This is a genomic window from Streptomyces sp. NPDC005303 (genome assembly GCF_040607335.1).
GTDB lineage: Bacteria > Actinomycetota > Actinomycetes > Streptomycetales > Streptomycetaceae > Streptomyces.
Genome location: NZ_JBEXGM010000069.1, coordinates 1 through 11,275, shown reverse-complemented (window position 1 = coordinate 11,275; position 11,275 = coordinate 1). Strand labels below are relative to the sequence as shown.

Sequence of the window (11,275 nt, the reverse complement as noted above, 5' to 3'; positions counted from 1 at the left end):
TCTCGTCCTGGGTCTCAAAGATCACTTCCCACCGCCCCGCGCCCACCGCGTCGCGAGCAGCAAGCTGCCGCCTCGCGACCTCTTGCTGCCGCTTCTTCTTCCGCTGTCCTGGCACCAGCCCAGGGTCGCTGGCCGATGCCATCACAGCAAGGCAAATAGCACCAGACACAAACCCGCCCAGTGGTCATTTTTCAGACAGGCCGTAGTGGTCATCCCCGGCCGTGGCACCCGGGGATGACCACCTTCTCCAAAGAGGACATCAAGCACATGTGGCCGAAGCAGCGGAACAAGGACCGCCGCCTCGCTTTCACGTGGGCAGAGACCAAGAAGATCGATCGAGCCATCTACCGGGGGGAGACGACCCTCACCCTCTAGACCCCGGCGGGCGAGGTGACGCTCACCCTTCCTCCGGCGCGGGACCGGACGCCGGAGGCGTTGATCAGACATGAGAACCCCGGGCTGGCCGATGCAGTAGGCCAGGCGAGATCCTCATCCGGGGCCGGGGCCGGGGGCGCGCTGTTCTTCAGAAGTCGGGCTCCCAGTCCGGGGTGGCTCCTCGCTCAGCGACTGAACTTCGACGAGCGTGCATCACGGATTCCGGCGGGCTGCGTCGTGACGCCTTCTGCGCGATTCCGCCCTGCGTCGTGGCTGCGCGGGCTGAACGTAGAGGAGAACCGCGGCTCCCACCCAGCAGCGTGGTTCGCCGGACGGGGCAGAACGCGGGCCCTCATCACTGAGGAGACATCTTCTGGACGCCAACGGCCGCAAGGAATTCGAGTTTGCTGCGGGCGTCGGTGCCTGGCTGCGGCGTGTACACCACGAGGCGGAGGTTCGTGTCCTGGGTGTTCAGGATGTCGGAGTTCATGGCGACGTCTCCGACGTCCGGGTGCTGGACGAGTTTGTGCGCACTCTGGTGACCGCCCACCGCTCGGCGCTTCCACAACTCGCAGAACCGTGGGCTGGAGTTCAGCCTCGTCACCAGAGCCGTGAGGTCGGGATCGTCGGGGTACCGGCTCGTCGTCGCGCGCAGGTCGGCGACAAGGGACTCCTCGAACGCCGCCCGCTCGGCCGCCGTCTGCCGCACCCGGGGCAGCTCACCCAGGAACTGCCAGAACAGGACATTGCGGTCTCCCGCACCGCGGACCGTGGGATCGCCGAACGTGGCCGCGAACAGCGGATTCCAGTGCAGCAACTGCCAGGTGGCGTCGTAGATCGCCAGCGGGTTGCCGGCGAGCTGGTCCACGATCCGGTACAGGCTCCCCGGGATCATGCGCGGAACCCGACTCGGATCCGCTGCATGACCGGCCATGCGCAGAAGGTGCGCGTGCTCGTCGTCGGACAGGCGCAGGGCGCGAGCCAGGGCCGAGCAGACCTGCGCCGAGGGTGTCGCCACCCGCCCCTGCTCCAGCCGGACCACGTACTCGACCGAGATGCCGGCCAGCGTCGCCAGCTCCGCGCGTCGCAGACCGGGGACCCGGCGGGGTGAGCCGTGCGCAAACCCCACCGCCGCGGGGTCCAGCCGGTCCCGCCACGCCCGCAGCGCGGCACCTAGTTGATCCATGCACGCCATCCTCCTGCACACCCCGCCCCGCTGGGTGGTACGCGCTGTACCACGAAGTCCCGTAGCTCCCGCCGACACTCCCCGGGGCTCAGTGTCGAGTCGTGAACGGCGCACAACGATGCTGTTCGGAGACAGGAGGAGCAAGCATGACCACCACGTCGAACCACTACGTCACCGTGTTGTGGGAAGCCCGGGCCAAATCCGGTAAGGAAGCCGCGATGAGGGAGTTCATGACAGCCGCCGTCACCGCATCGCGCTACGACGCGGGCAACATCGACTACGAGGCTCACCAGGTCGAGGGACAACCGGGCACGTTCGTCGTCTTCGAGCGCTGGGAGAGCCGCGAGGCCCTCGAAGGACACCTGCAGGCACCTCGCATGCAGGACCTGGTGCCCCAACTGCTGGAGCTGATGGACGGCAGCGTCGAGGACGGGATCCGCTTCCTGCGACCGTTCCGCCCGGCACGGTAGGGCGCCCCGGAGTGCGGCGGGCGTGATCGGCGCTCTCCGAAGCCGAGTGGTTTCGAGCAATGGGACGCCGGTGCAGGCACGGCCGTCCGGCGTGATCACCGAGCGTAGAGACTCCATGATCACGTGGAACCGTGCCTGCTCTTCCTCCTCCTGGATGGTGTTGCGTGGTCAAGTTCGTCGCATCCGGACGGCGGCCCGAGCCCTTGCGCGTCTCGCGGAAGAGACCGGGGCCCTCGGCCATCCAGCCGACGCCGGTGACCCCGACTCCGCCTTGGGTCTGGTCGACGCGGCTCTGACGTCCTGTGGCCGGCTGGACGGCCTGGTCCTGAACGCGGGCATCTGCCGCGGCGGCGCCGTCGGGGACCGAAGCACGGTCAGGACGAACCGGGCGCCTCTGGGGGGGCCGGCTGGTGGTGCTGGTGGGCGGAGCCAGGGGCGAACGCGTTTCCACGGGCGCGTGTGCGCGTACGGCGGGCGTGGGCGGGCGCGTCTACGGTGGCCCTTCACCCGGGGGGCTGAATTGCACGTCGGATATGGGCGGTCGGCGCATGGAGGCGGACGGGCCAGGAGATGCGAAAGGCAGGGGCATCGACAGCAAGGAGAGCGCATGTGAGTGCCGTCCTGTTCAGCGCCGATTTCTCCTCGGAACGCCAGTGGGTCGCGGGCCGCTCCTGGGCCTATCCGAACGGAGGGCCCACCAACCAGGGCGACAACAAACTCGATCACCTCACGGCGGACCCTGCCTACTCCCGGCTGGGCATGTTCAGAGCCCGGCGCAGGGCGGACGGCCTGTGGGACGCGGGACTGCTGACCACCGAGGGGAGCGCCGAAGGGTTCATGGTGCGTACCGGGGACCACCTGGAGACCACCGTACGGTTGCCCACCCGGCTGGGTGCCTGGCCCGCCGTCTGGACCTGGCGGGACGGCGGCAACGAGGTCGACGTCTTTGAGTACCATCCCGACAACCCTGACCTTCTGGAGCTGACCAATCACGTACGTGAGAGCCAGAGTTATGTCCGCCACGAGGCGGTGCGTCCGGGGGCCGTCCTTGATCTGGGGGTGACCTTCGGTCGGCGCAGTGTGGTGTGGACCCTCGACGGCGAGCGGATCTTCTCCGACGGGCGGGGCGTGGGCTCTGGTTGGCAGGCCTACCTCATCGTCAACCTGTCGGTGTGCGCGGGCCGTTACCACCCTGCCCCCGAACCCGGGACTGCCGAGATGTCCTATGAGGTGCGCCGTCTCGTGGTCACACGGCCCTTCGAGAGCTGCCTGACGGACGAGACGTCCGAGGTGGATGGGCCCGCGGACGGCCCGGGGGAGTGAACCAACGGCGTCCCGACGGCAAGTTCGACCCATGAACGTCAAGGAAGGAGCTCGAGCGCCACGTGCCGGCGGACCGCTGAGGGACGGGAGCTCATCGCACGCCCTCCGGATTCTTCTTGCGAAGCCAGTCGAGGACGGTGTCCGCGACCTCGCGCCGGCCGCTGTCGATCGTGAGGGAATGCACGCGGTCGGGGAAGCTGAGGATGTACGTGACGGCCTCTGAGTGCCGGTACTGCTTGAGCGTGGCCCGGGTGACGGTCTCGGGCACCGTGTGGGCCTTGTCGCCGGAGATCAGCAGGAGCGGGCCGCGTCCACTGTTCTGTGTATCGACTTCGTCGGCGAGTGCGGGTGGAAGTTGGCGGCGGCGGAGGCGGCCTCGGCTTCGAGCGCGGCAATGCGCGTCCGCGCCAGTGGACCGGGCGAGGTTCGTCGCGGCTGCCTCCCGCTCCAGGTACGGCGACTGCACGACGGCGAGTCTGTAGCGCTTGCGTTCTGGGTCGTCGGAGCAACTATCGGGCGCCCGCCAAGCCCTGGTACCGCACTTCCACGCTGGGCCGCGCGGGTCTTTGTCCTGTGAGTGGAAAAAGTTGCCCCCATTCCGCTCCTAAGTTCTTCTCAGTCAGGTAAATCGCTGCTACGTTCCTCCTCGGAAGCCGGACGACTCCGCCGACGGAGGCAGGCGTCAGATCCCCAGCCGTGGGCGAGGGGAGGGGAGAGGCTCGTGAGACGTATGACTGCTCGACCTGAGAACACACATCAGGCGCGGCTGCTTCGTTTGCTGCGTGACAGCGGGCCCAACTCCCGTGCCCAGCTGGGTGATCTGGTGGACCTGTCACGTTCGAAGCTTGCTGTCGAGGTGGACCGGCTGCTGGAGACGAGGCTGGTCGTCGCGGACGGGCTCGCCCCCTCACGCGGTGGCCGGCGCTCGCACAACATTCGGCTCGCGCCGACGCTGCGTTTCCTCGGCGTCGACATCGGTGCCACGTCGATCGATGTCGCCGTGACGAACGCGGAGTTGGAGGTCCTGGGGCATCTGAATCAGCCGATGGATGTCCGCGAGGGGCCGGTGGCGGTCTTCGAGCAGGTGCTGTCGATGGCCGCCAAGCTGAAGGCCTCCGGTGTCGCGGAGGGTTTCGACGGAGCGGGCATCGGCGTCCCGGGGCCGGTCCGCTTTCCGGAAGGCGTGCCGGTTGCGCCTCCGATCATGCCGGGCTGGGACGGCTTCCCGGTGCGGGAGGCGCTGAGTCAGGAACTGGGCTGTCCGGTCATGGTCGACAACGACGTGAACCTGATGGCCGTAGGAGAGCAGCACGCGGGCGTGGCCCGTTCCGTGCGCGACTTCCTGTGCATCAAGATCGGCACCGGCATCGGCTGCGGGATCGTGGTCGGTGGCGAGGTCTATCGGGGGACGACGGGCAGCGCCGGCGACATCGGTCATATCCCGGTGGAACCCGGAGGCCGTGCGTGTGCGTGCGGCAACCGAGGCTGTCTGGAGGCGCATTTCAGCGGTGCCGCGCTGGCCAGTGACGCGGAGGAGGCCGCGCGCGCGGGCCGGTCAGTGGAGCTTGCAGCCCGGCTGGAGACGGCGGGGCGCCTGACGGCCGCGGATGTGTCGGCTGCCGCGGCGGCGGGGGACGCGGTCGCTCTCGAGCTGATCAGGGAGGGCGGGAAGCGTCTGGGCCAGGTCATCGCCGGGCTTGTCAGTTTCTTCAATCCGGGGCTGGTGGTGATCGGCGGCGGGGTGACCGGGCTCGGGCACACCTTGCTGGCCAGTGTCCGGACGCAGGTCTACCGGCAGTCCTTGCCGCTGGCCACGCGCAACCTACCTATCGTGCTGGGCGAGTTGGGGCCGACCGCCGGAGTCATCGGCGCGGCTCGGCTCATCAGCGATCACGTCTTCTCACCGGCCTGACCGACAGCGGGCTCGCCGGACACCACGCCGGCCGACAACCGGAACCGGGCCCCGGCGGGACCACTACGGACCACTACGAGTGCCTCGGCACCCCGATGGCACCGCCACGATCCCTGGCAAGGCCGTAACCCCACGGCAGCGCCATAACCCCATGGCTGTAACCCCACGCCAGCGCCATAACCCCATGGAGTGCCTCAACCCTGGCTATCCGCCCCAACCTCATAGCCCGCGGCGCGACCCCATAGCCCGCGGCGCGACCGCACGACGCTCCGGTGACCGGCGCCCACCACCGCGATGACCGCATGGCCGTCCAGCGATCCTCCGCCTCAACCCGACGCTCAATCCATACGTCCAACCCGCACGCCCAACCCGTATGCCCCGGCGCCCCCGACGCCAGGGGCTCCCCAGAGCTGCCCACATACCCCGCACCACCCCGCTCAGCCCTGCCCGCCCACGGACCGCAACCGCCGAGGGGATCCTTCATGGCATCACCACCACCCCTGCTCACCATGTCCGGCATCACCAAGTCGTTCCCGGGCGTCCGAGCCCTGGACGGTGTGGACCTCGAGGTCCAGGCCGGAGAAGTGCACTGCCTCCTGGGCCAGAACGGCGCCGGCAAGTCCACCTTGATCAAAGTACTCGCCGGAGCCCACCAGCCCGACGGCGGTGAGATCACCTGGCAGGGCGAGCCCGTGACCCTGGGGTCTCCGATCGCCGCCATGCGTCTGGGTATCGCCACCATCTACCAGGAACTCGACCTGATCGAGGGGCTCTCCGTCGCGGAGAACGTCTTCCTCGGGCACGAACCCACAGCCGCCGGTTTCGTCGTGCGCGGCTCAACCGCCCGTACGGCGACCGGGAAGCTGCTGAATCGTCTCGGGCACTCGGAGATCGATCCCGCGCGGCTCGTCGGCGACCTGTCCGCGGCGCAGCAGCAGATCGTCTCCATGGCCCGCGCACTGTCCCATGAGGTGCGGCTCATCGTGATGGACGAGCCGTCGGCCGCGCTCGACCCCGAAGAGGTGGACAACCTCTTCAGGATCGTGGCCGATCTGACGGCCGACGGCGTCGCCGTCATCTACATCTCCCATCGCCTCGAGGAGATCCGGCGCATCGGCGACCGGGTCACCGTGCTGAAGGAGGGCCGGTCGGTGGCGGGTGGTCTGCCCGCCGAGTCGACCCCGACCCATGAGGTCGTAGCCCTGATGACCGGGCGGAACGTCGAGTACGTCTTCCCTGAACGCCCTGAGGCCGAGTCTGCCGCGGGCAGGGAGCCGGTGCTGAAGGTCGAAGGGCTGACCCGGCGAGGGGAGTTCGCGCCCGTCGATCTGGAGCTGCGAACCGGCGAGATCGTCGGTCTGGCCGGGCTCGTCGGGTCGGGGCGCAGCGAGATCCTGGAGACGATCTACGGGGCGCGCAAGCCCGACGGCGGCCGGGTCCTCGTCGACGGTACGCCCCTGCGTCCAGGCAGCGTCCGCGCCGCCGTCCGCGCCGGCATCGGCCTCGCGCCCGAGGAGCGCAAGGCGCAGGGCCTGCTGATGCTGGAGTCCGTCAGCAGCAATGTCTCGGTCTCCACCCTGTCCCGGTTCGCCCGCGCGGGCTGGATCGACCGGCGTTCCGAGCGGGCCGCGGCACACCAGGCGGTTCGGGAGCTGTCGCTTCGGCCGGACAATCCCGATGCCGCGATCAGGACCCTGTCCGGCGGCAACCAGCAGAAGGCGGTGCTCGCACGCTGGCTCTTGCGGGGCTGCAAGGTGCTGCTGCTGGACGAGCCGACCAGGGGCGTCGACATCGGCGCCCGGGCGGAGCTCTACGCAGTGATTCGCCGGCTGGCCGACGAGGGCCTGGCCGTACTTCTCGTGTCCAGTGAGGTGCCCGAGGTCCTGGGTCTCGCCGACCGGGTGCTGGTGCTCCGCGAAGGCAGCGTCGTGCACACGGCGGACGCCCGGGAGCTCGACGAGCACCGTGTACTCGATCTTGTGATGGAAGGGAGCTCGACGTCATGACGCAGCCGGCCACCGCGGCGCAGAAGGATGCGCCGACGTCCGCCACCAAGTCCGCGGGGGAGCAACCGAGTTCGCGCCGCCCCGGACTGCCGTGGGACGTACGCACGCTGTCCCTGCTCGGAGTCCTCGCCGCCCTCGTCGCGGTCGGCGGGATCACCGCACCGGACGAATTCCTGTCGACGAGCAATCTGCAGCTCGTCCTCACCCAGGCGTCCGTGATCGGCGTCGTCACCGTCGGCATGACGTTCGTCATCACCAGCGGCGGGATCGACCTGTCGGTCGGCGCCATGGTGGCGCTCTCCTCGGTGTGGGCGACGACCGTGGCCACACAGGAGTTCGGCTTCGCGGGCATCCTCTTCACCGCGGTCGTCGTCGGTGTGGGCTGCGGTCTCGTGAACGGTCTGCTGATCGCCTACGGCAGGATGGTGCCGTTCATCGCGACGCTGGCCATGCTCGCCTCCGCCCGGGGCCTGGCGCTGCAGATCACGGACGGCAGCACCCAGATCGTGAGCGTCGAGTCCGTGCTCGACCTCGGTGCCAGGGACTCCTACATCCTCGGCATCCCGCCCCTCGTCCTGATCTTCGCCGCGGTCACCGTCATCGGCTGGCTGCTGCTCAACCGCACCACCTTCGGCCGCCGCGCCGTCGCGGTCGGCGGCAACGCGGAGGCGGCACGGCTCGCCGGCATCGACGTACGCCGTCAGCGCCTGTACCTGTACCTGCTGTCCGGACTGTGCTGCGGTATCGCCGCGTTCATGCTGATCGTGCTCGCCGGCTCGGGCCAGAACACCAACGGCAACCTCTACGAGCTCGACGCCATCGCCGCGGCGATCATCGGCGGCACCCTGCTCAGCGGCGGTCGCGGCACCATCGTCGGCTCCGTCCTCGGTGTGCTGGTCTTCACCACGATCACCAACATCTTCGCCCTGAACAACCTCGAGACCGCTGTACAGCAGATCGCGAAGGGCGCCATCATCGTCGCCGCCGTCCTGGTCCAGCGCCGATCCCTGCAGGGCGACACCTGACGCCCCTGCCTGCTGTACGGCGACACGTGTCGCCGCTCCTTGCACGGCGACCTGACGCCGCTGCCCGCATACCGCCGGACGGCGGGACCTGACACCGCCGTCCGGCACCTCTCCTCTCACCTCCTCCATCTGACGCACACCGCCCAGTCGAAGGGTCGATTCGCCATGGCCAGAACTCCCGCCACCAGCCGCAGAGCACTGCTGTTCGGCACCGCAGCCGTGTCCGCCGGCGCACTACTGACGGCCTGCACCAGCAACGAGCCCAAGAACCAGGAACCGGCCGCCGACAACGTCCCGGCCGCGGACGACAAGCCGGGCAAGGCCGTCACCATCGGCTTCGCGGGACCGCAGGCCGATCACGGCTGGCTCAACGCCATCAACGACAACGCCAAGAACCGGGCCAAGAAGTACTCGGACGTCACCCTGGAGATCACCGAGGGCTCCAACGACACCGCCCAGCAGATCGGCCAGATCCAGACGCTGATCAACAAGAAGGTCGACGTCCTGGTGATCCTGCCGGCCGACGGCAAGGCGCTTACCCAGGTCGGCCTGCAGGCCATGCGGGCCGGTATCCCCGTCATCAACCTGGACCGCGTCTTCGCCTCCCCGCAGGCGTACCGCTGCTGGATCGGTGGCGACAACTACGGCATGGGCCTCAACGCCGGTCACTACATCGGTGAACAGCTCAAGGGCAAGCAGAACGCCAAGGTCGTCGAACTCGCCGGCCTCGACAACCTCGAACTGACCCAGCAGCGCACCAAGGGCTTCGACGACGCGTTGAAGAACTACCCCAACATCAAGAAGGTGGCCCGCCAGGCGGCCGACTTCACGGTCGAGTCCGGCCAGGCGAAGATGGCGCAACTCCTCCAGGCCCAGTCGAAGTTCGACGCGCTGTGGAACCACGACGACGACCAGGGCGTGGGCGCCCTGCGCGCCATCGACCAGGCTGGCCGCGACGACTTCCTGATGGTCGGCGGCGCGGGCGCCAAGTCCGCGATGGACGCCATCAAGGCCGGCAACAGCGTGCTCGAGGCGACCGTCCTGTACCCGCCGACGATGGCCGCCTCCGCCATCGACCTGGCGCGGGCCCTCGGCCAGGGCAAGGGTGTCGGTGGGCTCTCCGAGTTCGAGATCCCGTCCTCGCTGACCCTCTACTCGGCCGTGGTGACGAAGGACAACGTCGACCAGTACCTGCCGACCGGCTTCATCTGACCGGCCCGGGCCGCGTGCCCCGCGAAAACAGCGATGCGTCCGCGAACACAGCGATGAGTCAGTGACAACTCCGACCGGGAGGAACCCGTATGGAACAGAGGGAAAGTCGGACCGCACCCCCGACACTGGGCGTGGGCATGGTCGGCTACGCGTTCATGGGCGCCGCCCACTCACAAGGGTGGCGCACCGTTGGGCACGTGTTCGACCTGCCGCTGCGGCCGGTCATGGCCGCGGTCGCCGGCCGTGACACGCACGCCGTGCGGGCGGCGGCCGACAAGCACGGCTGGGCGGCGACGGAGACCGACTGGCGAGCCCTCGTGACCCGTGACGACGTGCAGCTCGTCGACATCTGCACACCGGGCGACAGCCATGCGGAGATCGCGATCGCGGCGCTGGAAGCGGGCAAGCACGTGCTGTGCGAGAAGCCGCTGGCCAATTCGGTCGCCGAGGCGCAGGCCATGGTCAGGGCAGCCGAAGCGGCCCGCGAGCGTGGGCAGTTGGCCATGGTGGGCTTCAACTACCGGCGGGTGCCCGCCCTCGCCTTCGCCCGCAGGCTCATCGCCGACGGCAGGCTCGGCACGCTGCGCCATGTGCGGGTCAGCTATCTCCAGGACTGGTTGGTCGACCCCGAATTCCCGCTGACCTGGCGGCTGGAGAGGGAGCACGCGGGGTCGGGGGCGCTCGGCGACCTCGGCGCGCACATCATCGACCTCGCGCAGTACCTGGCGGGTGAGGTTCTGGTCGGGGTCTCCGCCCAGATGGAGACCTTCGTCAAGGAGCGGCCCCTCCTCGACGGTGCCTCCACCGGTCTGAGCGCTTCCGCCGGTGCGTTGCGCGGTCCGGTGACGGTCGACGACGCGGCCGTGTTCACCGGCCGGCTCGCCTCGGGAGCCCTCGCCACGTTCGAGGCGACCCGGATGGCGTCGGGGCGCAAGAACGCCCTGCGGCTGGAGGTGAACGGCGAGCACGGTTCGCTCTCCTTCGACCTGGAGCGGCTCAATGAACTGTCCTTCCACGACCACCGGGAGCCCGCCGCCACGGCGGGGTTCCGCAGGATCGTCGTCACCGAGGCGGAGCATCCGTACCTGGAGGGCTGGTGGCCGCCGGGCCACGGCCTCGGGTACGAGCACACCTTCGTCCACCAGGCCCGCGACCTGGTCGAGGCCATCGCGTCCGGCACCGACCCGCTGCCGTCGTTCGCCGACGGCCTTCAGGTGCAGCGGGTGCTCGCCGCGGTGGAGGAGAGTGCGCAGAAGAACTCCGTCTACACCCCTGTCCAGGCCGTCGAGGCCGAAGTCCCGTAGAGGTCGAAGTCCCGTAGAGACCGCAGTCCCGTAGAGACCGGTAGAGACAGGGCCCCAGCGCCCGCGTCGCCGTGTCAGCAACCCCGCTCGGAGGCACCATGCCACGCCCGTTCACCCTGTTCACCGGTCAGTGGGCAGACCTCCCCCTCGAAGAGGTCTGCCGCCTCGCCCGCGACTTCGGCTATGACGGACTCGAACTCGCCTGCTGGGGCGACCACTTCGAGGTCGACAAGGCGCTCACGGACCCGTCGTACGTGGACTCCCGGCACGCACTGCTCGACAAGTACGGCCTCACGTGCTGGGCGATCTCCAACCACCTGGTCGGCCAGGCCGTCTGCGACGCCATCATCGACGAACGCCACCGGGTGATCCTGCCGTCCGCGATCTGGGGCGACGGCGACCCCGAAGGCGTCCGGCAGCGGGCGGCGGGCCGGATGAAGGACACCGCGCGGGCCGCGCGTG

The 11,275-nt window shown here is 69.0% G+C and carries 10 protein-coding genes and 1 pseudogene; 9 read left to right on the top strand and 2 right to left on the bottom strand.

Annotation, left to right across the window (positions count from 1 at the left end; genetic code table 11):
* The first annotated feature begins 234 nt into the window (after positions 1 to 234).
* Positions 235 to 375: a hypothetical protein gene (locus tag ABZT93_RS40020; protein WP_356114010.1), complete on the top strand. Its 141-nt coding sequence runs from the start codon at positions 235 to 237 to the stop codon at positions 373 to 375.
* Between the two features lie 355 nt (positions 376 to 730).
* Here ABZT93_RS40020 and ABZT93_RS40015 read toward each other — a convergent pair whose 3' ends face one another.
* The gene (locus ABZT93_RS40015; protein ID WP_356114008.1) at positions 731 to 1,561 is read right to left on the bottom strand and encodes a helix-turn-helix transcriptional regulator; all 831 of its coding nucleotides are present in this window, start codon (positions 1,559 to 1,561) and stop codon (positions 731 to 733) included.
* A 146-nt stretch (positions 1,562 to 1,707) separates the two neighbouring features.
* Here ABZT93_RS40015 and ABZT93_RS40010 point away from each other — a divergent pair, with 146 nt between their 5' ends.
* Both ABZT93_RS40010 and ABZT93_RS40005 read left to right on the top strand, forming a co-directional pair.
* Positions 1,708 to 2,031 (top strand): putative quinol monooxygenase, encoded by a 324-nt coding sequence (locus ABZT93_RS40010; RefSeq protein WP_356114004.1) that lies wholly within the window; start codon positions 1,708 to 1,710, stop codon positions 2,029 to 2,031.
* Between the two features lie 609 nt (positions 2,032 to 2,640).
* Positions 2,641 to 3,354, top strand: a complete 714-nt coding sequence (locus tag ABZT93_RS40005) for a beta-glucanase (RefSeq protein ID WP_356114002.1) — start codon at positions 2,641 to 2,643, stop codon at positions 3,352 to 3,354.
* Between the two features lie 91 nt (positions 3,355 to 3,445).
* Here the strand turns inward: ABZT93_RS40005 and ABZT93_RS40000 are convergent, their stop codons facing one another.
* The gene (locus ABZT93_RS40000; RefSeq protein ID WP_356113999.1) at positions 3,446 to 3,820 is read right to left on the bottom strand and encodes a hypothetical protein; all 375 of its coding nucleotides are present in this window, start codon (positions 3,818 to 3,820) and stop codon (positions 3,446 to 3,448) included.
* 264 nt (positions 3,821 to 4,084) lie between these two features.
* On the opposite strand from ABZT93_RS40000, the gene ABZT93_RS39995 reads away from it, so the two are divergent.
* The 6 genes and pseudogenes from ABZT93_RS39995 to ABZT93_RS39970 all read left to right on the top strand — a co-directional run.
* Positions 4,085 to 5,266, top strand: coding sequence for an ROK family protein (locus ABZT93_RS39995; protein ID WP_356113997.1), 1,182 nt, complete (start codon positions 4,085 to 4,087; stop codon positions 5,264 to 5,266).
* A 482-nt stretch (positions 5,267 to 5,748) separates the two neighbouring features.
* Positions 5,749 to 7,272, top strand: a complete 1,524-nt coding sequence (locus tag ABZT93_RS39990; RefSeq protein WP_356113994.1) for a sugar ABC transporter ATP-binding protein — start codon at positions 5,749 to 5,751, stop codon at positions 7,270 to 7,272.
* On the top strand, positions 7,269 to 8,297 hold the full coding sequence (locus ABZT93_RS39985; protein ID WP_356113992.1) for an ABC transporter permease: 1,029 nt from the start codon (positions 7,269 to 7,271) through the stop codon (positions 8,295 to 8,297). The genes ABZT93_RS39990 and ABZT93_RS39985 overlap by 4 nt, the downstream gene beginning before the upstream one ends.
* A gap of 165 nt (positions 8,298 to 8,462) precedes the next feature.
* Positions 8,463 to 9,509, top strand: coding sequence for a substrate-binding domain-containing protein (locus ABZT93_RS39980; RefSeq protein ID WP_356113990.1), 1,047 nt, complete (start codon positions 8,463 to 8,465; stop codon positions 9,507 to 9,509).
* Positions 9,510 to 9,598: 89 nt separating this feature from the next.
* Entirely contained in the window at positions 9,599 to 10,813 is a 1,215-nt protein-coding gene (locus ABZT93_RS39975) for a Gfo/Idh/MocA family oxidoreductase (RefSeq protein ID WP_356113986.1), read from the top strand.
* A gap of 98 nt (positions 10,814 to 10,911) precedes the next feature.
* A pseudogene (locus tag ABZT93_RS39970) lies at positions 10,912 to 11,275 on the top strand (sugar phosphate isomerase/epimerase); the annotation flags it as partial.